The sequence below is a fragment of the Nocardiopsis sp. B62 genome (assembly GCF_018070675.1).
Classification (GTDB): Bacteria; Actinomycetota; Actinomycetes; order Streptosporangiales; family Streptosporangiaceae; genus Nocardiopsis; species Nocardiopsis prasina.
The window spans coordinates 1-26,680 of sequence record NZ_JAGPXK010000027.1 but is presented as its reverse complement, the minus strand read 5'-3'; the positions used below and the strand labels follow the sequence as shown (position 1 = coordinate 26,680).

The 26,680-nt window shown below is 70.7% G+C and carries 21 protein-coding genes; 9 read left to right on the top strand and 12 right to left on the bottom strand.

The features are described 5' to 3' along the window. Positions 1 to 24: 24 nt before the first annotated feature. From KBX21_RS22180 to KBX21_RS22160, 5 genes are all read right to left on the bottom strand, one after another. The gene (locus KBX21_RS22180; protein ID WP_210843469.1) at positions 25 to 1,695 is read right to left on the bottom strand and encodes a glycoside hydrolase family 3 protein; all 1,671 of its coding nucleotides are present in this window, start codon (positions 1,693 to 1,695) and stop codon (positions 25 to 27) included. A gap of 103 nt (positions 1,696 to 1,798) precedes the next feature. After that, positions 1,799 to 2,287 (bottom strand): PTS glucose transporter subunit IIA, encoded by a 489-nt coding sequence (locus KBX21_RS22175; RefSeq protein ID WP_049573247.1) that lies wholly within the window; start codon positions 2,285 to 2,287, stop codon positions 1,799 to 1,801. Between the two features lie 92 nt (positions 2,288 to 2,379). Then, entirely contained in the window at positions 2,380 to 2,616 is a 237-nt protein-coding gene (locus KBX21_RS22170; protein ID WP_049573250.1) for a glucose PTS transporter subunit EIIB, read from the bottom strand. Positions 2,617 to 2,735: 119 nt separating this feature from the next. After that, positions 2,736 to 4,205: a PTS transporter subunit EIIC gene (locus tag KBX21_RS22165; protein ID WP_210843461.1), complete on the bottom strand. Its 1,470-nt coding sequence runs from the start codon at positions 4,203 to 4,205 to the stop codon at positions 2,736 to 2,738. 47 nt (positions 4,206 to 4,252) lie between these two features. Further along, on the bottom strand, positions 4,253 to 4,990 hold the full coding sequence (locus tag KBX21_RS22160; protein ID WP_017542475.1) for a GntR family transcriptional regulator: 738 nt from the start codon (positions 4,988 to 4,990) through the stop codon (positions 4,253 to 4,255). Positions 4,991 to 5,275: 285 nt separating this feature from the next. On the opposite strand from KBX21_RS22160, the gene KBX21_RS22155 reads away from it, so the two are divergent. The 3 genes from KBX21_RS22155 (at position 5,276) to KBX21_RS22145 (ending at position 8,089) form a co-directional block, all read left to right on the top strand. After that, positions 5,276 to 6,319 (top strand): SIS domain-containing protein, encoded by a 1,044-nt coding sequence (locus KBX21_RS22155; protein ID WP_210843453.1) that lies wholly within the window; start codon positions 5,276 to 5,278, stop codon positions 6,317 to 6,319. A gap of 203 nt (positions 6,320 to 6,522) precedes the next feature. Further along, positions 6,523 to 6,930: a YciI family protein gene (locus KBX21_RS22150; protein WP_049573256.1), complete on the top strand. Its 408-nt coding sequence runs from the start codon at positions 6,523 to 6,525 to the stop codon at positions 6,928 to 6,930. A 19-nt stretch (positions 6,931 to 6,949) separates the two neighbouring features. After that, positions 6,950 to 8,089, top strand: a complete 1,140-nt coding sequence (locus tag KBX21_RS22145) for an RNA polymerase sigma factor (protein WP_210843501.1) — start codon at positions 6,950 to 6,952, stop codon at positions 8,087 to 8,089. Between the two features lie 65 nt (positions 8,090 to 8,154). On the opposite strand, the gene secA is transcribed toward KBX21_RS22145, so the two are convergent. Then, on the bottom strand, positions 8,155 to 11,001 hold the full coding sequence (gene secA / locus KBX21_RS22140; protein ID WP_049573259.1) for a preprotein translocase subunit SecA: 2,847 nt from the start codon (positions 10,999 to 11,001) through the stop codon (positions 8,155 to 8,157). A gap of 330 nt (positions 11,002 to 11,331) precedes the next feature. Here secA and KBX21_RS22135 point away from each other — a divergent pair, with 330 nt between their 5' ends. Beyond that, entirely contained in the window at positions 11,332 to 11,826 is a 495-nt protein-coding gene (locus KBX21_RS22135) for a hypothetical protein (RefSeq protein ID WP_049573310.1), read from the top strand. A gap of 93 nt (positions 11,827 to 11,919) precedes the next feature. Here the strand turns inward: KBX21_RS22135 and hpf are convergent, their stop codons facing one another. From hpf to mtrA, 5 genes are all read right to left on the bottom strand, one after another. Next, positions 11,920 to 12,591 (bottom strand): ribosome hibernation-promoting factor, HPF/YfiA family, encoded by a 672-nt coding sequence (gene hpf / locus KBX21_RS22130; protein ID WP_049573262.1) that lies wholly within the window; start codon positions 12,589 to 12,591, stop codon positions 11,920 to 11,922. Between the two features lie 777 nt (positions 12,592 to 13,368). Beyond that, positions 13,369 to 14,445 carry a phosphoribosyltransferase family protein gene (locus KBX21_RS27160; RefSeq protein ID WP_307869251.1) on the bottom strand — a complete coding sequence of 359 codons (1,077 nt, stop codon included), beginning with the start codon at positions 14,443 to 14,445 and terminating at the stop codon, positions 13,369 to 13,371. Between the two features lie 75 nt (positions 14,446 to 14,520). Next, on the bottom strand, positions 14,521 to 16,425 hold the full coding sequence (locus KBX21_RS22120; protein WP_049573271.1) for an LpqB family beta-propeller domain-containing protein: 1,905 nt from the start codon (positions 16,423 to 16,425) through the stop codon (positions 14,521 to 14,523). Further along, the gene (mtrB, locus tag KBX21_RS22115; RefSeq protein WP_210843450.1) at positions 16,422 to 18,200 is read right to left on the bottom strand and encodes an MtrAB system histidine kinase MtrB; all 1,779 of its coding nucleotides are present in this window, start codon (positions 18,198 to 18,200) and stop codon (positions 16,422 to 16,424) included. The genes KBX21_RS22120 and mtrB overlap by 4 nt, the downstream gene beginning before the upstream one ends. A gap of 16 nt (positions 18,201 to 18,216) precedes the next feature. Beyond that, entirely contained in the window at positions 18,217 to 18,894 is a 678-nt protein-coding gene (gene mtrA, locus KBX21_RS22110; protein ID WP_014908694.1) for an MtrAB system response regulator MtrA, read from the bottom strand. A gap of 1,038 nt (positions 18,895 to 19,932) precedes the next feature. On the opposite strand from mtrA, the gene KBX21_RS22105 reads away from it, so the two are divergent. The 5 genes from KBX21_RS22105 to KBX21_RS22085 all read left to right on the top strand — a co-directional run bounded on the left by KBX21_RS22105 (position 19,933) and on the right by KBX21_RS22085 (position 25,084). Further along, the gene (locus tag KBX21_RS22105) at positions 19,933 to 20,943 is read left to right on the top strand and encodes a glycerophosphoryl diester phosphodiesterase membrane domain-containing protein (protein ID WP_210843448.1); all 1,011 of its coding nucleotides are present in this window, start codon (positions 19,933 to 19,935) and stop codon (positions 20,941 to 20,943) included. A 17-nt stretch (positions 20,944 to 20,960) separates the two neighbouring features. Then, entirely contained in the window at positions 20,961 to 21,572 is a 612-nt protein-coding gene (locus tag KBX21_RS22100; protein WP_210843500.1) for a DUF4129 domain-containing protein, read from the top strand. Next, on the top strand, positions 21,569 to 22,738 hold the full coding sequence (locus KBX21_RS22095; protein ID WP_049573283.1) for a DUF4350 domain-containing protein: 1,170 nt from the start codon (positions 21,569 to 21,571) through the stop codon (positions 22,736 to 22,738). Before KBX21_RS22100 ends, KBX21_RS22095 begins: the two co-directional genes overlap by 4 nt. Positions 22,739 to 22,802: 64 nt before the next feature. Then, the gene (locus tag KBX21_RS22090; protein ID WP_210843445.1) at positions 22,803 to 23,786 is read left to right on the top strand and encodes a MoxR family ATPase; all 984 of its coding nucleotides are present in this window, start codon (positions 22,803 to 22,805) and stop codon (positions 23,784 to 23,786) included. Beyond that, the gene (locus KBX21_RS22085; RefSeq protein ID WP_049573293.1) at positions 23,786 to 25,084 is read left to right on the top strand and encodes a DUF58 domain-containing protein; all 1,299 of its coding nucleotides are present in this window, start codon (positions 23,786 to 23,788) and stop codon (positions 25,082 to 25,084) included. The genes KBX21_RS22090 and KBX21_RS22085 overlap by 1 nt, the downstream gene beginning before the upstream one ends. Positions 25,085 to 25,145: 61 nt before the next feature. On the opposite strand, the gene KBX21_RS22080 is transcribed toward KBX21_RS22085, so the two are convergent. Continuing rightward, on the bottom strand, positions 25,146 to 26,636 hold the full coding sequence (locus KBX21_RS22080; RefSeq protein WP_210843443.1) for a sodium:solute symporter family protein: 1,491 nt from the start codon (positions 26,634 to 26,636) through the stop codon (positions 25,146 to 25,148). Between the last annotated feature and the right edge of the window lie 44 nt (positions 26,637 to 26,680).

Sequence of the window (26,680 nt, the reverse complement as noted above, 5' to 3'; positions counted from 1 at the left end):
CAACCGTGCGACCACCAGGTGGCGTCAGTACCCGAGACCGGTCCCCGACGTCACGTCGGCACCGGGGATGTCCACCGGCAGCGTGCCGGAGGGGTCGATCTTCCCCGCGATCGCCCGGGCCGCGGCCAGGCGGGAGACCTCCACCGCCGAGTACAGGGCGATGTAGCCGTCCACCTCCGGGAAGGCCTCCAGGTCGTAGGGCCCGCCCTGGGCGACCACGACGACCGGGGTGCCCTCGGACTGACCGGAGGCCACCATCCCGCGTTGCTCCTCGGAGGTGCGCGCCCCGTTGGTGCCCACCACGAGCACGTCCTCGCCGCTGTCCACGACCTCCAGACCGGCGTCGGTGAGCGCCGGGGCGATCCGGTCGGCGCCCACGCCCTGGACGCGCACACGTGTGCCCGCGTCCAGCGGCAGGAGGTCCGCCTCGTTCCTGACGAGCGTGACGGAGGCGTCGGCCACCCGCTGGGCGGCCTCGGCGTGCTCGGGGTTCTCCATGGCCGCGTCGGCCTCGGCCGGGTCGGCGGACTCGCGCTCCAGGATCCCGCGCTTCTCCTTGAGCGTGAGGATGCGCAGCACGGACTGGTCGATGCGCTCCTCGGTGAGCCGACCACTCTCGACCGCCTCGCGGATCGCGGCGACAGCGGCGCCGGGGTCGGGCGGCATGAGGAGCTGGTCCACCCCGGCCTCCACCACGCGAACGGCGACCTCACCATCGGCGTGGGTCTGGCGCACGCCCTCCATGTTGAGGGCGTCCGTGGTGACCACACCGTCGTAGCCGAGCTCGTCGCGCAGGATCTCGTCGATGATCACCGGCGACAGGGTGGCCGGGTCCTCGCCCGGGTCCAGCTGCGGCATCAGCACGTGAGCGGTCATGATGGCGTCCACGTCGGCGTCCACCGCCGCCCGGAACGGCGGCAGGTGCTCGGCCTCCCAGCGGTCGCGGGGCAGGTCGATGACGGGCAGGCCCGTGTGGCTGTCGACGTCGGTGTCGCCGTGGCCCGGGAAGTGCTTGATGACCGGCACCACGCCGTGCTCGGCGTAGGCGTCCGACTCGGCCAGCACCATCTCCGACACCAGGTCCGGGTCGGACCCGAAGGAGCGGATGCCGATGACCGGGTTGTTGGGGTCGGTGTTGACGTCGGCGTCGGGCGCGTAGTTCATGTTGACGCCGACCGCGAGGAGTTCGTCCGCCGTGGTCGACGCCCGCAGCGCCGCGAGGTCGGTGTCACGGGTGGCGCCGACCGCCATGGCGTCGGGGAACAGGGTGCCCACGGGCATGCGCACCACGAGGCCCTGTTCCTGGTCGATGCTGATGAACAGGGGGACTCCCTGCCCCTGTTCGGCAGCCTGGTCCTGCATGCCCGCCGACATCCGGGCGATCTGCTCGGCGTCGTCCAGGTTGGCATCGAAGTAGATGACGCCGCCGGGCCGGTGCGCCTCGATCTGCGCGGCGTTGTCGGCGGCCGTGGTGCCCTGCGCGGTCAGGACCAGGAGCTGGCCGATCTTGTCGTCCAGGTCCATGTCGGCGAGCAGATGCGGGGCCAGGACCGGCTCGAAGGGCTCGGCCGTGGCCTCGGCGCCGGGGTCGTTCTCGGGCGAGGTCTCCACCTCCTCGGGTGTGGTGCACGCTGTGGTGATCAGGGTGAGGGCCACGCAGGCCGGGGCCAGGGCGCGTGGAACGGACGGTCTCATAGGGACTTCTTCTCCACCGGATCGCTGGTTGCGGGCGGAGACTACCCGCTCGCGGGAGCGGGCTGGACGCACCCCGCCGTGGCGGGGGGCCGAACGCGGAGGGTCACTCCCAGACGAACAGGACCTCCCCCGGTTCGACGGCTCCCGCGGCCAGCTCGGAGAGCGAGCCCGGCTCACCGTCCAGGGCCACCACCGGCACCACAGAGGGCTTGCCCGCGGCGGCCACCGCTCCGGGTGACCAGCGGATCACCGGGGTGCCCGCCGCCACTTCCGTGCCCTCCTTCGCGAGGAGCGTGAACCCCTCCCCCGCGAGCTGCACGGTGTCGATGCCCAGGTGGACGAGGACACCGCGCCGGTTGTCCGCGGCCATGACCACGTAGGCGTGGGGGTGGAGCTTGACCAGGGTCCCGGCGATCGGGGCGACCGCCTCGTGTTGGGACTCCTGGCCGCCCTCCTGGCCCGGTTCGGGGTGGACGGCCACGCCGGGGCCGACCATGCTCTGGGAGAACACCGGGTCGGGCACCGTGTCCAGGGACAGGGCCGTTCCGGAGACGGGCGAGAGTACGCGCAGCGCACCGTTCAGGACTGACATGGGGGAGGTCTTCCCTGGGAGCGGGACTTAACCCGGATAAGGGGCAGCCAAAAGAGGACAAAGGCCTGACTTTCCGGGGCCCGCTCCGGCGGCTATTCGAGCAGGTCCCGGATGTCGTCCGTGAGGGAGTCCGCCTCCGGACCGACCACCACCTGGACGACGTTGCCCGAGACCAGGACGCCGTGCGCGCCCGCCGACCGCAGGTCGGCCTCCCGAACCAGCGCGGGGTCGCCGACCTCGGTGCGCAGCCGCGTGATGCAGGCCTCGATGTCCTCGATGTTGGCGGCGCCGCCCAAACCGGCGACGATCGCCGTTGCCTTGTCCGACATGTGCCCTCCGTGCTCTACCCGGGATCACGTGACCCGGGGGGTCTGAGCCGAGCTTAGAGGTGGCGTGCCTCACACGCCAGGGTCGGCGCGGTGGTCGATCGTCGCCGGGGACGCGGCGCTCAGCCGGAGCGGCCGGAGTCCGCGCCGGTCGGGTTGTCCGGACCGGGTTCGGCCGTGCCGTCCGCCGTGGCTGCCGGGGCGGCCTGAGGGGTTCCCGGTTCGTCCGGATCCGGCTCGCGTCCCGGGGTGGGGAAGTTGAACCGGCTGATCAGCACATAGAAGATCCCGAAGTAGACCAGGAAGTAGAAGGCCCCGAACAGCAGCAGGACGCCCAACCCCTCGGTGTTGCTCTTCGTGGCGTTCAGGAGCAGGTCGATCAGCCCGGCCGAGAACCCGAAGCCCAGCTGGACGTCGAGCAGGTTCATCACCGCCAGGGAGACGCCGGTGAGAACGATGTGCACCCCGAACAGCACCGGAGCGACGAAGATGAAGGCGAACTCCACCGGCTCCGTGATGCCCGTGACGAAGGCGGTCAGCGCCGCGGGGATCATGATCGAACCGATCTGCACGCGCCGGGCCCTGGAGGCGGTCAGCCACATCGCGAGCGCGGCGCCCGGCAGACCGAACATCAGCACCGGGAAGAACCCGGACAGCATGCTGCCCGCCTCCGGGTCCCCCGCGAAGTAGCGCGTGATCTCCCCGTGCGAGACCACACCGTCCCCGTCGGTGTAGGTGCCCGAGACGAACCAGACGAACGAGTTCACCACGTGGTGCAGACCCATCGGCAACAGGATGCGGTTGACGATCCCGTAGAGCCCGGCGCCGAGAGCGCCCGCGCCGATGAGGGCCTCGCCCAGGTTCTGGATCCACATGCCGACGATCGGCCAGACCAGGCCGAGTACCACGCCCATGCCCAGCCCGGCCAGTGCCGTGACGATGGGGACGAAGCGGCGTCCGCCGAAGAAGCCGAGCCAGGTGGGCAGTTTGATCCGGTGGTAACGCTGCCACAGCACCGCGGCGACCAGGCCCACCGCGATCCCGCCGAGCACGTCGGTGGGGTTCTTGACCGCATGGTCGATCATCGGGACGACGGCGTTGACCGCCTCCGGATCGGCGACCGGTTCCCTGGTGACCGGATCGGTCTCCAGCGGATAGGTGACAAGCCGGGATCCGATGTCACCGGTGGGGCCGTCGAACGTCACCATCGTCCAGGTGGCCACGCGGTCGAAGACCAGGTAGCCGACCACCGCCGCCAGGGCGGTCGAACCGTCCGCGCGCCTGGCGAAGCCGATGGCCACACCGATCGCGAACAGCAGCGGCAGGGCCTCGAAGATCGCTTCACCGGCGGTGCCCACGGCACCTGAGACCGGCTGCATCCAGCCCATACCGTCGATTCCCGCCAGGCCCTGCGCGCCGAGCAGGTCGTCCTGGCCGAGGCGGAGCAGGATCGCGGCGGCGGGCAGGACCGCGATGGGCATCATCAGGCTGCGGCCGAGCCGTTGGAGCACGGCCAGGGCGGTGGAGCCGCGTTTGCGTGCGGGGTCCCCGGACTGGTCCGGGGCCTTCTTCGCTGGGATGGGGTCCGACATGGTGGGGGGTCCTCCCTCTCGGACGCGCGCCCCGAGGGCGCGAGACGTCAGTCTCCGTGCCTCCGCGGATCCAGACGGGAGTGCAGCTGGTACCGGTCGGCACGGTAGGTGGACAGGGCGAGTTCCACGCACTGTCCCTTGGCGAAGCTGCGGCGCTGCATGATCAGCACCGGGCTTCCGGCGGGTAGGCCAAGGAGACGGGAGTCGGCCGAGTCGCAGATCCCGGCCTCGATGGTCTGCTCACCGGAATCCAACAGGATGTCGAACTCGTTTTCCAGGACCTCATAGAGGGATCGTTCGGCCAGATCGTGGTCCTCCAGACCGGGAACCATGGCCGCCGGGATGTTGGAGCGCTCGACCGCCATGGGCTCGTCGTCGGCGGTACGCATGCGCTCGATGTGGTGGACGAGGGTGCCGGGGGCGATGTCGAGCATGCGTGCGGTGTGACCGCTGGCCGGGATGACCTGGCGAATCAGCTCCCGCGCTCCGGGCTCGAAGCCCCGGGCCCGCATGTCCTCGCTGAAGGAAGCCAGGACGAGGGACATCTCGATCTTGGGCCGGGCCACGAAGGTGCCCTTGCCCGGCACCCGGTACAGGCGGCCCTCGGCGACCAGGAGGTCGATGGTCTGGCGCACGGTCATACGGGAGAGGCCGTAGGTGGAGCTGAGCTCGCGCTCGGAGGGGACCATGTCGTCCACGCCCAGCCCGGCCGCGGTGATCCAGTCCAGGAGCAGATCGCGGAGTTGGACGTACTTGGGCAGGGGGTTGCTGGCGTCGATCGGCATGGAGCGAGTGGCCTTCTCGGTCGGCGGGTCGGGTGGTCCGGTGGTCGGCGTTCGACCTTAGCGCGGCATCCGCCCGGACTCGTGACACTTGCCGGGTCATGCCGGGATCTGACTGGTATAGTCCGGACTAGACCATAGCTCGACCCGCGTGTCAATCCTCCTTGTGCCACGCGGTGTGAACCAGCATCGTGGCTGGCCAGAGACCTCGTCCGGGGCCGTCCACGAGCGACCGACGCGGCCCCCGGCGTACGTCCAGGACCGCACGTCCCCACCGGAAGGCTCCGTATGACCACCACGACGAGCGCGATGCGCTCCGAGATCGCCGATCAGCCCGAGGCCCTGCGCCGCACCTTCGCCGAGCTGCTGCCCCTGCGCGGGGAGATCGAGGCGCTCGGCCGCGCCACCAAGCACGTCCTGTTCATCGCTCGGGGCTCCTCGGACAACGCCGCGGTCTACGGCAGCTACCTCCTCCAGGCGCACACCGGTCGCCTGGCCACGCTGGGCTCCCCCTCCATCGCCACCGCCTACGGCGCGCGGATCGACCTGTCCGACGTCCTGGCCGTGGCCATCTCCCAGTCCGGCAGGACCGAGGAGATCGTCGAGACCATGCGCTGGGCGGCCGACTGCGGCGCCCGAACCGTCGGCGTCACCAACGGCGCGGACTCCCCGTTGGCCTCCGAGTCCGACGTCGCCCTGGTCACCAGGGCGGGGAGTGAGCTCGCGGTCCCCGCCACGAAGACCTACAACACCCAGCTGGCCGCCCTCGCGGTCCTGGCCCTGGGCCTGGGCGCGAAGCTGGACGCCGGGGAGCTGGAGCTGGTGCCGGACGGCATCGAGCAGACCCTCGCGGCGCCCACAGACTCCCTCGAGGAGATCGTGGAGCGGATGGTGGCCGTCCAGGGCGCGGTGGTCTCAGGGCGCGGCATGGCCTTCTCCACCGCGCTGGAGGCCGCGCTCAAGCTCAAGGAGGCCTGCTACCTGCACGCCATGGGGCTGTCCTACGCGGACCTCCAGCACGGGCCGATCGCCGTCGTGGACCCGCGCACCCCCGCCCTGCTGGTGGCCGCGCCCAACGGTCCCACCCTGGAGGGCACGGTGGCCCTCGCCGAGCGGGTCCGCTCCGCCGGCGCCCCGGTGTTCGGCTTCGGCGGGGGTTCGGCCCTCGCCGCAGCCAGCGACGTGTCCGTCGCGGTTCCGGACGTTCCCGAGTGGGTCTCCCCGATGAACCTCATCGTCCCCGCCCAGCTGCTCACCGAGCACCTCGCCCGCCGTCTCGGCTACAACCCCGACGTCCCGCGTGGCCTCAACAAGGTCACCCAGACCACCTGAGCCACAGCGTTCTCACGCGCTCCGTGGGCCTCGGGCCACACGGGCGGCACACACGGCCCGGTACCGCACACACGCGGTGCCGGGCCGTCGGTGTTCCAGGTCCCGGTAAAGAATCCGGCCGCAGTGTCGAGAACGCGCGCCCGGCTCCGTCCCCGGTGTGAACGCGAACCACAATGGGTCGCACCGCACCAAGGAGAGGGACCATGGCCAAGTACCTGCTGCTCAAGCACTACCGAGGCGCCCCGGCCTCCGTGAACGACGTCCCCATGGACCAGTGGACGCCCGAGGAGGTCTCGGCGCACGTGAAGTACATGAACGACTTCGCGGCCCGACTGGAGGGGACCGGCGAGTACGTGGACTCCCAGGCGCTCGCCCCGGAGGGGACCTTCGTCCGCTACGACGGAGAGGGACGCCCGCCCGTCACCGACGGCCCCTTCCCGGAGACCAAGGACGTCATCGCGGGCTGGATGGTGATCGACGTCGACGACTACGACCGCGCGCTGGAACTGGCCGGTGAACTGTCGGCCGCTCCCGGAGCCGGGGGAAGGCCCATCCACGAGTGGCTGGAGCTGCGTCCGTTCCTGGGCGCCTCGCACACCATCGAGGAGTGAGCCCCGCGTGGCCGCCAACGTGGACGAGGCCCTGCTCCGGGGCCTCACCCCCGAGGTGACCGGCCTCCTCGTCCGACGAGGAGCCGACTTCGCGTCGGCCGAGGACGCCGTCCAGGACGCGCTGGTGGAGGCGGTGCGGGTCTGGCCCTCCGAGCCGCCCCGCGACCCCAAGGGATGGCTGGTCACCGTCGCCTGGCGCAGGTTCCTGGACGCCACCCGCGCCGACACCGCTCGCCGCAGACGCGAGGAGGTAGTGGAGGAGGAACCGGAGAGCGCAACCGCGCGGGCCCTGGACGACACGCTCCTGCTGTACTTCCTGTGTGCCCACCCCTCCCTGACCCCGTCGTCGGCGGTGGCGCTCACACTGCGCGCCGTCGGCGGACTCACCACCCGGCAGATCGCCCGCGCCTACCTGGTCCCCGAGGCCACCATGGCGCAGCGCGTCAGCCGTGCCAAACGCACTGTCTCCGGTGTGCGGTTCGACCGCCCCGGGGACGTCAGAACCGTGCTCCGCGTGCTCTACCTGGTCTTCAACGAGGGCTACTCGGGGGACGTCGACCTCGTCGCCGAGGCGATTCGGCTCACGAGGCAGCTCAACGCCGCCGTCGACCACCCCGAGGCCGCCGGTCTGCTCGCCCTCATGCTGATCCACCACGCCCGGCGCCCCGCGCGAACCACCCCGGACGGGGCCCTGGTACCGCTCGCCGAGCAGGACCGCTCCCTCTGGGACACGGGGGCCATCGCCGAGGGGGTCCGCGTGCTCCAGGGCGCGCTGGCGCGCGACCGCCTGGGCGAGTACCAGGCCCAGGCCGCCATAGCCGCGCTGCACGCGGACGCGCGTACCGCCGAGGAGACGGACTGGCCGCAGATCGTCGAGTGGTACGACGAACTCGTGCGCCTGAGCGACAACCCGGTGGCCCGCCTGAACCGGGCCGTCGCCGTGGGCGAGGCGGAGGGTCCGCGGGCGGGACTGGCAGCCCTCGGTGAGCTGGACGAGTCGCTGCCCCGGTACCGGGCCGTGGCCGCGCACCTGTACGAGCGCAGCGGCGACCTCGAGCGGGCGGCGCGACTGTACGCGCGGGCCGCCCTGGACGCCCCCGACCTCGCCGAACGCGCCCACCTGACACGGCGGGCCGCCCGGATCAACAGCGGGCGGTGACGCGTGTGGGCGCGGCCCCCTCGGGAGCCGCGCCCACACGCGTGATCTCTGGTGTCCCTCAGCCGTTACCTGGCCGTGGGGTCACCGTGGCACTTCTTGTACTTCTTGCCGGAACCGCACGGGCAGGGCGAGTTGCGGGCCGTGCCCGCGTACTCGTTGTCCACCGTCTCGCTGTGCCGCTCGACGGTGCCGTCCTCGCTCGGCGCGGAGTACTGTAGCCTATTCGGCTGGTCCTCACCGAAACCGGGGACGACCACGTCCTCGGCGGGCTCGGCCTCCTCCTCGGGGGCGTCGGCCCTGGCGGCCTCCACGTCCTCGTCGACGGCCGTGGCCACCGCGGTGGCGCCGGAGGATCCACCGACGGCGGAGGCGGTCTGCGCGGCGGCGGCCGCCGTCAGGGCGGGCTCCTCCTTCTTGCGGACCTGGACCTCGACGTTGAAGAGGAAGCCGACCGACTCCTCCTTGATCGCCTCCAGCATCTGCTGGAACATGTCGAAGCCCTCGCGCTGGAACTCGATCAGCGGGTTGCGCTGGGCCATCGCGCGCAGGCCGATGCCCTCCTGGAGATAGTCCATCTCGTAGAGGTGCTCACGCCACTTGCGGTCCATGACCTGGAGGATGACGCGGCGCTCGACCTCGCGCATGGCCTCCTCGCCCAGCTCCGACTCGCGGGCGTCGTAGGCGGCCTTGGCGTCCTCGACCACCTGCGTGGCGATGAGTTCGCTGGTCAGCGTGTGGAGGTCGCCGTTCTCCTCGATGAACTCGTCGACCGTGAAGCTGATCGGGTAGACCTGCTTGAAGGCCCTCCAGAGCTTGTCGAGGTCCCAGTCGTCCGGGTCGCCCTGGGTGGTCTCCTCCACGACGTAGCCGCGCAGGACCTCCTCCAGCATCTCGATGACCTGGTCGCGCAGGTCCTGGCCCTCCAGCACCTTGCGGCGCTCGGCGTAGATGACCTTGCGCTGACGGTTCAGGACCTCGTCGTACTTGAGGACGTTCTTGCGGATCTCGAAGTTCTGCGTCTCGACCTGGCCCTGGGCGGAGGCGATCGCCTTGCTCACCATGCCGGACTCGATCGGCTGGTCGTCGGGAATGTTCAGCTGGTTCATGAACACCTCCAGACGACTGGAGTTGAACAGACGCAGCAGGTCGTCCTGGAGCGACAGGTAGAAGCGGGACATGCCCGGGTCACCCTGACGGCCGGAACGGCCACGGAGCTGGTTGTCGATGCGGCGCGACTCGTGGCGCTCGGTGCCGAGCACGTAGAGACCGCCCGCCTCGACGACCTTCTCGTGCTCCGCCTCGAACTCGGCGGTGGCCTTCTCCAGCGCCTCGGGCCAGGCCGCCTCGTACTCCTCCGGGGTCTCGAGGGGGCTCAGGCCGCGGGCCTGGAGCTCCTCGTCGGCGAGGAAGTCGGGGTTGCCGCCCAACATGATGTCGGTACCGCGACCGGCCATGTTGGTGGCCACGGTGACGGAGGCGAGCTTGCCCGCGCGGGCGATGATCGACGCCTCACGAGCGTGGTTCTTGGCGTTGAGGACCTCGTGCGGGACGCCCTCGCGCTTGAGCATCCGGGAGAGGAGTTCGGACTTCTCGACGCTGGTCGTACCGACCAGGACCGGACGTCCCTCCTCGTGGCGCTCGGCGATGTCCTCGGCCACGGCCTGGAACTTGGCGTCCTCGTGCTTGTAGACGACGTCCTTGACGTCCTCGCGGACCATCGGCTTGTTGGTCGGGATCGGCACCACACCGACGCTGTAGGTCTGCGTGAACTCCGCCGCCTCGGTCTGGGCGGTACCGGTCATGCCGGACAGCTTCTCGTAGAGGCGGAAGTAGTTCTGGAGCGTGACCTTGGCGAGAGTCTGGTTCTCGTCCTTGATCTTGACGCGCTCCTTGGCCTCGATGGCCTGGTGCATGCCCTCGTTGTAGCGGCGACCCGCCAGGACGCGACCGGTGAACTCGTCGACGATGAGGACCTCACCGTCCTTGACGATGTACTCCTTGTCCTTGCGGTACAGCTCCTTCGCCTTGAGGGAGTTGTTGAGGAAGCTGATCAGCGGGGTGTTGACGGCCTCGTAGAGGTTGTCGATCCCCAGCCAGTCCTCCACCTTGGCCACACCGGACTCGGTGATGCCCACGGTGCGCTTCTTCTCGTCGACCTCGTAGTCGTCGTCCTTCTTCAGGCGCGGCGCGATCTTCGCGAACTCGGCGTACCAGCGCGAGTTCTGCTCCGAGGGACCGCTGATGATCAGCGGGGTGCGCGCCTCGTCGATGAGGATGGAGTCGACCTCGTCGACCAGGGCGAAGAAGTGGTCCCGCTGGACGGTGTCCTTGAGCGAGAGCGCCATGTTGTCGCGCAGGTAGTCGAAACCGAACTCGTTGTTCGTTCCGTACGTGATGTCGGCCTGGTAGGCCTTGCGACGCGCCTCCGCGGTCATCTGGGGGCCGACGACGCCGACCTCCAGTCCGAGGAAGTGGAAGATCCGGCCCAGGTTCTGGGCGTCGCGTCGGGCGAGGTAGTCGTTGGTGGTGATGACGTGCGCGCCCTTGCCCGCGAGGGCGTTCAGGTACACCGCGAGGCTTCCGGTCAGGGTCTTGCCCTCACCGGTCTTCATCTCGGCGATGTTGCCCAGGTGAAGGGCGGCGGCGCCCATGATCTGAACGTCGAAGGGGCGCTGGCCCAGGGTGCGCTTGGCCGCCTCACGGACGGTCGCGAAGGCCTCGGGGAGGAGGTCGTCGAGGGACTCCCCCTCCTCGTAGCGCTCCTTGTACTCCTTGGTAAGGTCGCGCAGTTCGTCGTCCGAGAGGTCGACGTAGTCGTCCTCAAGGGCGTTGACCTGGTCCTTCAACTTCTTGAGCCGGCGCAGGATCTTACCTTCACCCGCGCGCAGGAGCTTGTCGAGTATGCCTGGCACTTCCTATGCGCTCCTCGCAGATCGCGGTTGGCTCCACCGAGGGGGTGGAGAGTCAGATCTAGGCCCGCTGACCGCTTCCCTTGGCCACGGAGGTCAGGGGTCAATCCTGGGTCCTCGGGCCTACATCCTAGAGGACCCGGAACCGCTTCCCGTCCTCTGGACAAACGAGCAGGACGGGCTTGGATGTTCCCGCCTTTTTCGTGAACATTCGTGCAGAGTCGTGCATTGTTCCGGGTAGTTCAAAGGGAGAGAGCGGTGGTTTCGGCCGACCTTTCAGGCCGGTTCGGGCGAATCTCCACCGAACGCGACCGTGTTCCCAGGGGGATCACCATGCGAACCAGAAGAGAGCGTGAACCCACCGAGACACCAGGCACTCCCCGACTTTCGAGGACACCGGACGACGCCGTGGACGAGTTCCTCCACGGACGGCGCCCCTCCGTGCTCGGTCCCAGGGACGAGGAGGACCCCGGGCTCGCGTGGGAGATGCACCGCCCCACGGACGAAGAGCAGGCCCGCAACGGGCACATCCGGGGGTTCCAGCGCCAGGGCGGTTCGCTGGCCCCGACCAACGGGCACCGGGGCAGCGCGGCGTCGTGGGTGTGCGTGGCCCTCGCCGTGGTGGGGTTCGGCTTCGGCGGTCTGGCACTGGTCCTGGGCGGATCGGTACCGCTGCTGGTCGTCGGAGCGGTCCTGATGGTCGCCGCCGCGGTGGTGGCGGGCGTGTTCGACATCCTCAGTGACGTGGTGCTGGACCCGCCGCGGCTGGAACCGGAGGAGCCGCACGGGACCCCGCTCCGCCGCATCAAGCACCCGCGGAGGGCCTGACACCACAGACGCCGCGGCGGGCCGATCGGGCCCGCCGCGGCGTCTGTTCGATGCACCTCCGTGCGGGGGTGTCGGGGACGAGGACGGTGCGGACTAGTCCACCAGACGCAGGACTCCGTAGTCGAAGCCCTTGCGGCGGTAGACGACGCTCGGGGTGTCCTTGACCTCGTCGTGGAAGAGGTAGAAGTCGTGTCCGACGAGTTCCATCTCCATCAACGCCTGGTCGATGCTCATCGGCTTGGCCTGGTGGAACTTCTCCCGCACGACGACGGGGGTCTCCCCCTGGGTCTCGAGTTCCACGAACTCGTCGGAGAAGCGTCCGTCGAGTTCGACGCCGTCGATCGCCTCGTCGTCACCTCGCTGGGCCGGGGGGGCCTTGGTGACCGTCTGGACGGATGAGGGCAGATCCCCGGGGAGGTCGGCCGTCGCGGCCGCGACGGAGACGGGAGTGTGGTTGCCGCGGTGCACCTTACGGCGGTCCGCGGACTTGCGGAGGCGGGCCTCGATCTTGTCGATCGCGAGGTCGAGAGCGCCGTGACGGTCCACGGACGCGGCCTCGCTACGGATGACCGGGCCGTCGGAGTGGATGGTCAGTTCAACCCGCTCGCGGACGTCAGCGAGCTTGGGGTTGCGCTCCTGGGACACCTCCACATCGACGCTCATGCCCTTGCGCTCCCACTTGGAGAGCCTGTCGAGCTTGTTCTCGACGTGCTGTCGGAACTTCTCACTCACACCAGTGCGTCGACCTTTGACGATGATGTCCATAGGACCCCCTTCATCGCGTGGCCGCCGTGAAGGCGACGGCCAGGCTGGCTCTGCTCCCCTCCCGTGGCGGGGAGGGTGTGACGCGTCAGCCCTCCTTCCGTTCGTGCCCCGTTTCCTGGAGGGACACCGCTCGGTTGGAAATGCGTATACCCACCAGAGGCAGGGTCATCACGCGCCCCAGGGACTCGATTGGCCGGGACCTCTGGAGGGAAAAGAAGACATGAGACTCGATTGGGGTGAGTCACCCACCAGATGGCGCACACCGGGCGGGCCGATCGGAGCCCGGGAAGCTCCGGGAGGGGAGGGCCGAGGCGTCGTCGGGCCGTGGGCAAGCGCGTGAGGGCCCGCGCCCCCGGGGTCTGCACCCCGGGCACGACGGACCCCCCAACGTCGGTATGCCACCCGTCCGGCCGACCTGGTCTTCGTCCCCACATCCGCCTGCTGAGAGTGTCGCCGCTCTTGTACGCGACTACTGCTCTTCTCCCGGTCATGAGGGACATCGGGACCCTCAGCGGGGCAGGGCTTACCTCTAAGGCGCACCGTGATCGGTCGACGAAAAGTCGCCTTACGTGGGCCGTTTCGCCTGCGCCTGGCATCGGCTTGCCGGATGGGCTCCACGGTGTTTCGGGGAGCTCTGAGTATCCGGCGCAACCACGGACCCGGACGGGTGCCATACCTGGACCGTAACCTGTCCCAGCGCGGATGTCAGGTAGCGAACGGGGTACCAAGCGGTCGACAAGCGCCGCAAACCCTTGCGAACAGGCATGTTTCGCCCGATCAGGGGGGTTTGTAAAACCTTCTTTCCGACCTGCTCCCCAATCCCGAACCTGGACGGCCCGGAACCCGGTCCCGCTCCGCGAACACCAGGGCGCCCACCACCCTCGCACCCTCCGCGCGCAGCGCCCGGGTCGCCTCCTCCACCGTCGCCCCGGTGGTGAGCACGTCGTCCACCACGACCACCCGACGCCCGCGGACGTCCCAGCGTTCACCCCTCGGCCCGTCCGCACGAGCCGGGACCTCTCCCGAGCGGCTCCGGCGCCACCAACCCCTCCAGGGCCCCCGGGGGCTCCGGGGCTCTGCCGTCAGGCCACCTGTCCGGTCACCCCGCGCCACCCCGGGCGGACCCGCGTTCCGGACCGCCGTGGTGGACACGTCGTCCGGTGGAGCCTCGCGTGGTCCGTGCGTCGACTGACGCCCGGTCCCGAGGCCGGGCACACCGAGCCGTTCCGTCCGGAGCTGACCCACCCGGCGCCGCCAACCCCTCCACGCCCCACCGGGCCTGCGCGGTTCGGCCGTGAAGACGTCCAGCCGGTTGCCCAGGCGGTCCGCACGGCACAGTCCCGCCTGGGGTCGGGCGCGGTGCCGGTAGCGGAGCACCGGCGCCACCCCGGCCGTGCCCGTGGGACCCACCTCGTGGGCGCAGACGCCCGCCAGGCCCAGGACGGGGCTCCGTCCCGGGCGCGGGCCCCCGCGCGCCGGAACCGGCACCAGGAGGGTGTCCGGGGCCGCCCAGCCCGAGGCGCGGTAGGCGACGGCCATCCGCTCCCCCAGGAACCGCGTGAGACGGCGTTCGCCGCCGTGCTTGAGGGAGAGCAGGACCCGGCGGTGGTGTCCCGCGTACGGCCCGGCGGCCCAGACCGGCGGACAGTGTTCGCGTCCCCGCGCCCGGTGCGGCCGGTGGTCCAGCAGGGCCCGACAGGCCGCGCACAGGGGATCCCCGGGGCCGGAGCAGCCCGCGCAGTCCCGGCGCTGCACGAGTTCGGTCAGGGGGTCGAGGAGGGCGGCGACCATCCGGAGCACCCGCAGGAGCGCGCCGAGCCACCGCCTCCCGCAGGAGGCACCGATCGGGTTCATGCTTCCAGCTTGTGCGGTCCGGGCCCCGGGCGCCAGTGCGGGATCGCGGCCTGTGGACAACCGAGCCGGAAGCGGTCAGCCCGGGAAGGTGGGCGAGCCGCCCTCCACCACGTTCTGCCAGTTCAGGGGGTCGTTGGACACCCAGATGTTGCCGTCGTCCGACCCCGCGAGCAGCGGCTGGCCGGGGGCACCGGAGATGGAGATCATCCCGGCGACCGGCGCGCCAGCGCTGGCTGCGGGCGTACCGCCGTCCAGGGAGACGAACAGGGCCTGCGTGGTGCCGCCGTCCCGGCTGCCCAGGACGACCAGTTGGTCGCTCGAACGCCAGGAGATGCTGGTGATGTCCTCGAGTTCCTGGTCGGCGAGGCTGATGAAGGCGCCGACGGACACCTGACCGTCCTCGTTCTCCACCACCCGGCCGACCTGGAGCGAGCGCTCTCCGTCGCGTTCGGTGACCACTGCGGCGCGGGCGCCGTCACGGGAGATCCTGAAGTGCACCAGCGACTGGTCCCGCAGGCCCCTGACCTCGGCCTGGACCACCTCGTCCCCGTCACGGAGCAACCACAGCGCGATGTCCCCGGGGGCGGGCGGGTCCTCTTCGGCCGCGCCCTCGGTACCGGGTTCCTCGTCGGCGCGGGGCGCGTCCTCGTCGTCGTCCTCGTCCTCGGAACGGCCCCCGTCCCCGGTCTCCTCGACGACCCAGAGGTCGCCGTTCACGTCCCAGGACAGTTCGGTGAACACGCCGTCGCCGAGCACCTCCCGGGTCTGGGCTCCGGGGCTGGCGAAGCTGGTGACCACCTCACGGCCGCCCAGGGTGATGCCGGCGATGGTGCTCTCGTCGAGGGAGACCGCGAACCGGTCGAGCGGGACCTCACCCGCGCCCAGGGGGCCGGCGACCCGCTCGGCGTCGTTGAAGTTGTCGGCGTCCCAGTCGGCCGCCGACCACAGCTGGCCCTCGTGCGTGTAGTAGGCGTGGACCCCCGAGAAGGTGGCGCCGGGGCTGACCCGCGACCAGTAGTCGCTGCCCGGGCGGGGGCGGTCGGAGCTGTCTCCGTCGGACTGCGGGAAGCTCACCTCCTCGCCGTTGATCCTGAGGGTGAACTCCTGGATCTCGGGGAGTTGGCGCAGGGTCCAGGCGATCTGGGCGCCCATGCCGTACTCGTCGGCCTCGTTCTGGCCGTTGATGTTGATGACCGCGCGTTCGGCGTCGATCTCCAGTCGGGGCGCGGTCTCCTCGGGGAAGGCGGACAGCACGGCCGGGGCCAACCAGTCGGTGGGGCCGCCGATGAGCTTGCGCAGCAGGCGTTCGGCCAGCTGGTCGGTGCTCACGGGCAGGTACACCGGGTCCGGTACCAGGGCCGTCCCCGCCGGGTTGAAGAAGTACAGGTTGAACGGGCGGTAGGTGCGCTCCACGTCCAGCTGGCTGAGGATGATCTCGTCCGGCAGGTCCTGGATGCGCCACTCGCCCTCGGGGTCGTCGCCCTCCTTGGCGAGGGTGAACGTCTCCTCCAGCATGGTTCCGGTCTCGGCCGGGACGTACTTGCCGCTCTGGTCGATGCTGGCGATCTCGTTGCTGCGGATGCGCACGGTGGCGCTGAGGCCGTCCGAGGAGACCTCGGAGTCCATGTCCACGGCGTCGAGGTCGGAGAAGACCCGGACCGCGGCGTCCGGGGTCCACTCCTCGCTCTGCTCGGGGAGCATGTAGCTGCGGGCGGCCTTGTGGTCCTCCTCGAAGCTGCCGAGGTCCTTGAGGAACCCGTCGATCAGCCCCTCGGGCTCCACCCCGGGTTGGGGACCGGCGGGCAGGAGGCGCACGTAACCGCCATAGGGGTCGCCGGAGCCGTCCCCGCCCTCACTGGGGACCACGGGTCCGGTCATGGGGACGCTCGCACAGGCCGCCAGGGACACACAGGCGAGCGTTCCGGCCGCTATGGACCGCACGGCCCGGGCCAGTCGCCCCTGGCGCTCCACGTCGCTCACAGCGCCTCCTCCTCGTCGGGACCGAACCGGCCCCGCTCCGGTCCCCGCACGTCCTCGGTCCCGTTGCCGCCGTCCTTGTCGCCGAAGGGCGGGTAGTTGCGTCCCAGCGCGATCTCCGGCGGCACCAGCGGCAGCGGTGAACCGCGCAGCTCGGCGCCGGACTGGCGGGGCAGGGAGAGCCGGAACTGCGAGCCCTGGCCGGGCAGGCCCCAGGCCTGGAGCCAGCCGCCGTGCAGGGTGGCGTCCTCCTTGGCGATGGACAGGCCGAGACCGGTCCCGCCGGTCGTGCGCACCCGTGAGTAGTCGGCCCGCCAGAAGCGGTCGAAGCACAGGTGCTCCTCCCCCTCCTTGAGCCCCACCCCGTAGTCGCGCACGGCGACGGCGACGGCGTCGCGGTCGCCCGCGGCGGCGACCACCACGTCGCGTCCCTCGCTGTGTTCGATGGCGTTGACCACCAGGTTGCGCAGGATGCGGTTGATCCGCCGGGTGTCGAACTCGGCGACCACGGGGTCGACGGGCAGGCGCAGGATCACCTTGATGCCCCGGCGCTCCGCGATCTGTTCGGCGTCGCCCACCGCCTTCATGACGGAGTCCCGGATGTCCGCGGACTCGATGCCCAGGGTGGCGGCCCCGGCGTCGTGGCGGCTGATCTCCAGGAGGTCGGCCAGGAGTTCCTCGAACCGTTCCACCTGGCTCTGGAGCAGCTCCACGGACCTGCGGTGGGAGACGTCCAGCTCCTCGCGGTCGTCGAACAGGAGGTCACCGGCCATACGGATGGTGGTGAGCGGCGTCCGGAGCTCGTGCGAGACATCGGAGACGAACTGGCGCTGGAGCTTGGACAGCTCCTCCAGTTCCTGGATCTTCTCCTGGAGGTTGCCCGCCATGTCGTTGAAGGACATCGCGAGCCGGGCGAGGTCGTCCTCGCCCTGCACCGTCATGCGTTCGGTGAGGTCCCCGGCCGCCAGCCGTTCGGCCGACTGCGCGGCGGAGCGCACCGGTGTGACCACCTGGCGGGTGATCATGAACGCGATCAACCCGAGGAGGATCACCAGCAGGACCGCCACCAGGGCGACCGTGCCCTGCACGAGGTCCAGGATCTCCTGCTCGTGCTGGAGCGGGAAGATGTAGTACAGCTCGTAGGCCTGGTTGATCTGCGCGCCCACGACCAGGGCCGGTTCGACCGAACCGTCCTCCATGTCGATGCGCGTGTACGTGTGGTACTGCTGATCGAACACCTCGGACTGGCGGACCTGCTCGACCAGCCGCGGCGGGACGCTGCCCTCGCCGGTGGCCCAGCCGAGTTCGTCGCTCACCGACGGCAGGATGAACACGCTGTAGAGACCGGTGTCGCCGCTGCGGCTGGTCAGCTCGCTGGCGACGTTGTTCAGGAGACGGTTGCGGTCACCGATCTCGTTCTCCTGGAGCTCCGCGAGCGCGTAGCTGAGCCCCGCGCGGTGGTCGTTGACCGCCGCGTTGGTCTTGGCGTCCAGCAGACCGCTGCGCACCTCGGAGATGAGCACGTACCCCAGCCCCGCCATGACCAGCAACGACAGGACCAGGGTCGTGCTGATCACCCGCAGGTGCAGGGAGCGGCGCCAGTTGGTGTGCACTCCGCGCACCAGCGCGCGGGCCGCGCGCTGGGCGAGGAGGTAGGCACGGGTCAGGCCCGTGTTGTTCTCCCGCCAGCCGCCGCTCTCGGGCAGGCCGGTGGGAGGGGCGGACCGCTCCCCCTCGGAGTCGGCTCCCCTCCCCTCCTCGGGTTCGGACGCGGTCATGTGGGTCCCGAGCGGGTCAGGCGGTCCCGGCCTTGTAGCCGACGCCGCGGACGGTCACGACGACCTCGGGGTGCTCCGGGTCCTTCTCGATCTTGGCGCGCAGGCGCTGCACGTGCACGTTGACCAGGCGCGTGTCAGCGGCGTGGCGGTAGCCCCAGACCTGCTCCAGCAGGACCTCGCGGGTGAAGACCTGGCGCGGCTTGCGGGCCAGGGCGACCAGCAGGTCGAACTCCAGCGGGGTGAGGCTGATCTGCTCGCCGTCGCGGCGCACGGCGTGCCCGGCGACGTCGATGGTGATGTCCCCGATCTGGAGGACCTCGGGCGCGGGCTCCTCGGTGCGCCGCAGGCGCACACGCACGCGGGCCACGAGCTCCTTGGGCTTGAAGGGCTTGACGATGTAGTCGTCGGCGCCCGACTCAAGGCCGAGGACGACGTCGACGGTGTCGCTCTTGGCCGTGAGCATGACGATGGGAACCCCGGACTCGGCGCGGATCTGACGGCACACGTCGATCCCGTCGGCCCCGGGCAGCATCAGGTCGAGGAGGACCAGGTCGGGTTTGGTCTCGCGGAAGGCCTCGAGAGCCTTGTCGCCGTCGTGGACGAACGAGGGCTCGAACCCTTCACCGCGCAACACGATGCCCAGCATCTCGGCGAGGGCGAGGTCATCGTCGACAACCAGTACACGTCCCTTCATTGGTGTGTCCGGCGCCAGGGGTCCGCAACCGCCTCGGGGCGGAAGGGGATACCGGCGCCTACTCCTCTCTCCTGGAACACTCAAGCGGCGTCAGTGGTCGGTGCCCGTGATCCCCGTGTCGGGGAACGATCCCCGACTGGGGACCGCGTTTCGTCTCCCCCAACCTTGCCAGCTTCGGACACTGTTGGAAGAGCGGTCAGCGGTGTTGGGCCCTTTTGGACCGTATTCGGTCACCGGCGGCGTCATCCCTGGCAAGGAAGGCCCGGAAAGCTTCGTGACTTGGCCGGTTGGTAACAGAAAGCATACAAAAGGAATGAAGTGCGTGGGTTGCCTACGACACACTGCAAGCCCACTGAGAAGCGGTGGAACCGGCCGGTAGGTTGGTTTCCGACACGTCAGAATTGGCGCGAAAACGCTCGCGCGCAGTAACCGAACCTCACGGAGGGCGGGCAGATGAGCCAGGAGGACGACCACCGGGAGAGGCCGGGGGACGCCCCCGACGTTTCCGGAGGACAGGGGTCGCCCGATTCTGGAGACACCGGGGCGGGTGGTTGGGCCGCTCCGGGACAGGGTCCCGCCGCACCTGGTGAGGGTGGTGCGACACCCACGCCTCCGGGACCGCGGCCAGGTCAAGGGACCCCCGGCTTCGCTCCCCCCGAGCAGGCGCCGACCCCCGGATACGGCAACCCTGCGGGGCAGGGCACCCCGCCGGGGTACGGGCAGGCACCCGGCCACCCGCAGCAGCCGGGCCCGGGAACCCCTCCCGGTTACGCGCCACCTCCGGGGTACGGCCCGCCCCCCGGGTACGGGCAACAGCCCGGGTACGGCCAGCAGCCCGGGTACGCGCCGCCTCCCGGGTACGGCCAGCAGCCCGGCTACGGGCAGCAGGGCTACGGTCCGCCGCCCGGCCACGGGAACGCGCCCCCGGGGTACGGACCCCCTCCCGGATACGGTCCCCCCGGCCAGGGCTCCCCCACCGGTCACGCGGCCCACGGCCAGGACCCGAACTCCCCCCGCCCGGCGCCCATCAAGCCTGGCGTGGTGGCACTTCGGCCGATGTCGCTCGGCGACGTCTTCAACGGCGCGTTCAGCTACGTCCGCCAGAACCCCCGGACCACCTTCCTGCTGTCACTGATCGTCATGGCGGCCGCGTCGATCATCGGCAGTGTCGCGGCGACCTGGGCCACGGGCGACTCCCTGGCGTCCCTGAACATGTTCGACGAGATCATGGCGGACCCGGAGGCGTTCGACCCGGACGACCCGATGTTCGCGACCTCGCCGATGGCCACGATGCTGAGCTTCCTCGGCAGCCTCGTCGTCATGGTCGGCGGGGCGATGCTGATCGGCATGCTCTCCGGTGTCGTCGGCATGGCGGTACTGGGCTACCGGCTCACCATCGAGCAGGCCTGGGCCTCGGTTCGCGGACAGATCGGCTCCATCATCGGTCTGGCCTTCATCAGGCTGGCCATCCAGGTCGTCATCGGCGTCGTCGCCTTCATCGCCTTCTTCGTGGCCCTCTTCGTCGGCCTCATCACGGGCTTCGGCATGGCCGACCCCGTGGTCGGGCTCATTATCGGGTTCCTCATCATGCTCGTGGCGGCACTGGTGATCGGCGTCCCCGCGCTGTGGATCTGGGTGCGCCTCTACTACGCCATGCCGTTGGTCGTTCTGGAACGACTCGGGCCGGGCCAGGCCATCGCTCGCTCGTGGCGGATCTCCCAGGGCGCCTGGTGGCGCACCCTCGGCTACTGGCTGCTCAGCGCGCTGATCGTGCTGGTGGTCAACCTGATCCTGGCCGGACCGGTCGGCCTCGCCATGCCCTTCCTGTTCGAGGTGGAGACCTTCGGCCCGGTCCTGGCGGGTGTCGTCAACTACGTGGCCACCGTGCTGATCTACGCCCTCACGCTGCCCTTCGTGGCCGGTGTCACCACGCTGCTGTACATCGACCTGCGGATGCGCCGTGAGGGTCTGGACCTCCAGCTGCACCAGATCGCCCAGCGGGGGCAGCCGGTCGGCGCGGAGGTCTACCTTCCGGGGTACCGGGCGTGAGGCCGCTCGTCGCTCCCATGGACGTGACCGGGGAGGAGGGTCGGCGCCGCGCCATCGAGGAGCTGTCCGACCCCCTCTACGGCAAGAGCGAGCCCTCCCTGCTGGACCGGTTCCTCAACTGGCTGGGGGAACTCCTGGACCGCCTGGCCTCAGCGGGCGCGGGGGTCATCCCCGGCGGGTGGCTCCTGGGCCTGGTGCTGCTGGTGGTGGCGGTCCTGGTGATCGCCCTGATCGTCTACCTGCGCCCCTCCCGCAACCGAGGGGTGGAACCTCCCCTGCACGAGGGCGCGGTGCGCACTGCCGCCGACCACCGCGCGCTGTCCGACCAGGCCGAGGCGCGGGGCGACTTCGCCGAGGCCGTGACGGAGCGGCTGCGTGCCATCAGCGTGGACCTGGAGGAGCGGGCGATCGTCGCACCGCGTCCCGGACGGACCGCCACCGAGCTGGCCGCCGAGGCCGCCCGGTCGCTGCCCGGGCAGGCCCAGGGACTGGATGAGGGCGCCCGCCTCTTCAACGACGTGGTCTACGGCGACCGCGTCGCCACGACCGAGTCCGCCCGCACCATGCGTGAACTGGACGTACGGCTGAGCGCGGCCCGCCCCGTACTCGACGACGAAGGGGCCCGATGACGACCACCGCACCGGGACCGGTCACTCCCCGACCAGCCGCCGGACGCCTGTGGCGTGCCAGCCGGCTACCACTCGCCGTCATCACCGTGCTGGTCGTGGCCGCCGTCCTGTTGTCGCTGGGCGAGGAACAGTTCCCGTCCGGCTACATGGAGCCCGGCAGTCCCGAACCCCAGGGTTCCCGCGCGCTGGCGCAGTTGCTCGACGAGGACTCCGACGTGTCAGTCACCCGCACCTCCGAGGCGGCCGTCCGGGCGGTGGAGCAGTCCGGGGACGACACTCTCCTGCTGCTCATGCTCGACCACCGGCTGCTCCCCGAGGAGCTGGAGGCGCTCGCCGAGCTGGAGACCGACACCTTCCTGGTACAGCCCTCGTTGCGCTCCCTCACCACCTTCGCGCCCGGTGCGGACGTGACCGGAAGGGCTCACGGGGACGCCAACCTCGCGCCCGACTGCGCGCTGCCCGACGCCACCCTCGCGGGGGACGCCGGGGTGGCCGGTGAGGTCTACTCCGCCGGGTCCGGGGTCGAGGCCCTGGGCTGCTACCCGTCCGGGGACGGCTTCTCGGTCCTCCAGGTGGCCAGGCCCGACGGCTCCACGACGACGGTCCTGGGCACCGGCGCCCCGCTCACCAACCGTGATCTCGACTCGGCGGGCAACGCGGCGCTGATGCTCAACCTGATCGACGCGGAGCACGTGGTGTGGCTGCGGCCGGACCCGCCGCAAGAGGTCGGGGGCGCCAGCCTGTGGGAACTGGTCCCGCCGGGTCTGCGCTGGTCGCTGGTTCCGCTGACGCTGGCCCTGCTGCTGTTCGCCCTCTGGCGGGGGCGGCGGATGGGCGCGCTGGTCCCCGAGGCGCTCCCGGTCGTGGTCCGGGCGGCCGAGACCACCGAGGGCCGCGCCGGGCTGTACCAGTCCCGGCAGGCGCGCGACCGAGCGGTCGCCGCGCTGCGCGCGGGTTTCCTGGAGCGGTCGGTGCCGAGGCTCGGCCTGCACTCGGAGGCCGGTCCGGACGCCGTGGTGGCCGCCGTGGCCGAGCGGAGCGGGGCCGACCCCCAGACCGTCGGGCCGTTGCTGTACCCGGCCGAACCCGACCCCCACACGGCCGACGACTCGGCCATGCTGCGGCTGGCCGAGGAGCTTGACCGACTCTCCGAGGCACTGCGGTGAGCCCCGCGCCACCGCGCCCCGGACGAGAACTGACCACTGAGGTATCGAGAGAGGTAGACGGCACGTGAGCGCCTTCACACCCGAGGCACTGCCCTCCGCCGACGAGGCCCGGGCGGCGCTGACCGCCCTGCGCCACGAGGTGGCCAAGGCGGTCGTGGGCCAGGACGAGACGGTGACCGGTCTGGTCGTGGCACTGCTGTGCCGTGGCCACGTACTGCTGGAGGGCGTGCCGGGTGTCGCCAAGACGCTGCTGGTGCGCACGGTCTCGCAGGCCCTGTCGCTGGACCACAAGCGGGTGCAGTTCACCCCGGACCTGATGCCGGGCGACGTGACGGGTTCGCTCGTCTACGACCAGCACACGGCGAAGTTCGAGTTCATGAAGGGCCCGGTCTTCACCAACCTGCTGCTGGCCGACGAGATCAACCGGACGCCGCCCAAGACCCAGGCCTCCCTGCTGGAGGCCATGGAGGAGCGGCAGGTCACCGTGGAGGGGCGTCCGGTCGCGCTGCCGGACCCGTTCATGGTGGCTGCCACCCAGAACCCGGTCGAGTACGAGGGCACCTACCCGCTGCCCGAGGCGCAGCTGGACCGGTTCCTGCTCAAGGTGACCGTCCCGCTGCCCGAGCGCAACGCCGAGGTGGCCATGCTGGGCCGGCACGCCGCCGGGTTCGACCCGAGCGACCTGACCGCCGCCGGGGTGAGCGCCGTGGCCGGGGCCGCCGAGCTGCACGCCGCCCGTGCGTCGGTGGCACAGGTGCGGATCGCCCCCGAGGTCCTGGGCTACATCGTCGACCTGTGCCGGGCCACCCGTTACTCCCCCTCGCTCCAGCTGGGCGCCTCGCCCCGTGGCGCCACGGCGCTGCTGCGCACGAGCCGGGCGTGGGCGTGGCTGTCCGGCCGTGACTACGTGACCCCCGACGACGTCAAGGCCCTGGCCAAGGGCACGCTGCGACACCGGATCGGTCTGCGCCCGGAGGCCGAACTGGAGGGCGCGACCGCCGACGGCATCCTCGACGGCGTGCTGTCCTCCGTCCCGGTGCCGCGCTGATGGTGGTCACCGGCCGGGCCGCTCTGCTGGCGCTCGTCGCGGCGGGCGCGGTGGCGATCTCCGGCGACATCGGCGGGATCGTCACCTACGTCTCGGCGGGCCTGGTGGTACTGCTGATCGTTCTGGACGTGCTGCTGGCGACCGGTCCGGGGCGGCTTCGGCTGTCCCGGGAGGGCGACACCACACTGCGCCTGGGCGAGACGGCCGAGGTGTTCGTGACGGTGGCCAACCCGACCCGGCGGCGGCTGCGCGGCCGGGTCCGCGACGCCTGGCAGCCGAGCGCGCACTCCTCTCCCAGGGCCCAGCCGCTGCTGGTGGGCCCCGGGGAGCGGCGCCGTGTGCGGACCACGCTCACACCCACGCGCCGGGGTGACGCCCGCGCCGCCGGGGTGACCGTGCGCAGCGTCGGACCGCTGGGGCTGGCCGGGCGGCAGCGCACGCTCACGGCCCCCTGGACCGTGCGGACACTGCCGCCCTTCCACAGCCGCAGGCACCTGCCCGGCAAGCTGTCCCGGCTCCGTGAGCTGGAGGGGCAGCACACGGCGATGGTGCGGGGCCAGGGCAGCGAGTTCGACTCACTGCGCGACTACGTGCCCGGCGACGACGTGCGCTCCATCGACTGGCGGGCCACCGCGCGCAACGACGGCGTGGTGGTGCGGACCTGGCGGCCCGAACGGGACCGGCGCATCCTCGTCGTGCTGGACACCGGCCGCACCTCGGCCGGCCGGGTGGGCGACACCCCGCGACTGGACCACGCGATGGACGCCGCGCTGCTGTTGACGGCGCTGGCGGGCAAGGCGGGCGACCGGGTCGACTTCATGGCCCACGACCGGACCGTGCGCGCCCAGGTCCGGGCCTCCGGAAAGGGCAGCCAGGTCAACCGGGTGGTGGAGGCCATGGCCCCGCTGGAGCCCACGCTCGTGGAGTCGGACCCGGCGGCACTGGTGAGCTCCGTGCTCACCCAGGGGCGGTCGCGCAGGCTCGTGGTGCTGCTGACCGACCTCGACGCGACCTCGCTCGAGGAGGGGCTGCTGCCGAGGCTGCCGCTGCTGTCGGCTCACCACCTGCTGCTGGTGGCGGGGATCAGGGACCCGGAGGTCGAGGAGATGGCCGCGGGTCGGGGCAGCCCCGAGGCCCTGTACCGGGCGGCGTCGGCCGAGCGGACGCTGAGCGAGCGGCACCGAATCAGCAGGGAGCTGCGCCGGATGGGCGCCGAGGTGGTGGACGCGGGTCCCGAGCAGATCGCTCCGGCGCTCGCGGACGCCTACATCAACCTCAAGGCCCAGGGGCGGCTGTAGCGACGGGACTGACAAGGGGGCCACCACCGCGCGCGGTGGTGGCCCCCTTCGTGATCCCGGGTCAGGCATCCTCGCCGGAACCGCCCCGGAGTTTGGCGCCGACCTCGAGGGCGGACCGCTCCTCGGTCAGCAGCCGCAGGGCCTCCTCCTTGGAGATGGGGGTGCGCGGTGTGACCAGGCTGACGGCCACCCCGGCGACCAGGGCCACCGCCAGCGACGGGATCACGGCGTTGCCCCAGAAGGCGGTGAACGACGGGACGTTGTTGACGACCAGGGCGGCCACCGAGCCGCCCAGCATCGCGGCGATTCCGCCCTGCCAGGTGGCACGGGGCCAGAACCTGCCCAGGAGCGACGCCACCAGCAGGCCGGTGAGCACGGTGGAGATCATCAGGGTGATGTAACCGATGAGGGTCGTGGCCATGAGGGAGAACACCAGGGCGAGCCCCATCACCGCGGTCAACCCCCACCGCGAGTAGCGCACCACGTGTTCTGGGTTGGGCAGTCTGCCGGTGACGACCTGGGAGATGTCGCGCACCAGGATGGTGACGCTCACGATGGCGTCCGAGTCACCCGAGGACATCGTGGCCGACAGTCCCGCCACGAGCAGGAACGCGCCCAGCCACACCGGGAACAGGGTGGTGACCAGGTAGGGGAAGGCCATGTCCGGGTTGTCCAGGGCGGGTTCGAGCGTGCGGGCCGACATCCCGGCGATCGCCGGGAGGGCCGAGAAGGCAGCGAAGAGGACACCGGCGAGGAGGAAGCTGCGCCGCACGGTCCGCACGTTGACCGCGGAGTAGATCCGCTGGCGGTACGACGGCGTGGCCAGCACTCCGACGGCGATGACCACGGCGAGCGACAGCGCCGGGATCGGGCCCAGGGCCTCGTGGCCGAAGAGGGAGAGCGCCTCCTCGGAGGAGCCCTCGCTGAGCCCGTCGAGTCCGCCGACGCTCACCAGGGCCAGAACGGCGAGGACGGTGAAGCCGAGGAAGAGGATGGTGCCCTGGATGGCGTCGGTGATGACCACGGCGAGGTAGCCGCCGACGATGGTGTACACGCCAAAGCCCAGGGCGATCACCACCTTCGCCGTGTTCTGGTCCATGTCGGTGAGGAAGGACAGGTACATGGCCCCGCCCATGATGTGCGCGCCCAGCCATCCCACCGAGGCCAGGAACAGCAGGACGGCCACCACCCCCTTGATCGCGCGGCTGGCGCCGAAGTAGTAGCTCATTTCCTCCGGGAAGGTCATGAACCCCTTCTCGCGCACGTCCGCGAAGAGCCACAGGAGGAGGAAGACACCGGCCGCTCCGCCGACCCCGTACAGGGTTCCGGCCCAGCCGTTCTGGTAGGCGAAACCGACCGCGCCCAGGCTGGACCCGGTGCCGACGAGGGTGGCCAGGGTGCTGCCCATGACCAACGGGGTGCCCAGACCGCGCCCCGCGAGGAGGAAGTCCTCCCCGTCCTTGGTGCGCCGGGCGACCCACCAGCTGATGGCGACCATCAGCAGCACGGAGGCGAGCAGGGCCGACAGGTAGATCACATGGGACTGGCTCATGGCGAACCTCCGGGGGTGACGGGGGTTGAGGGGTGGGTGTGGGG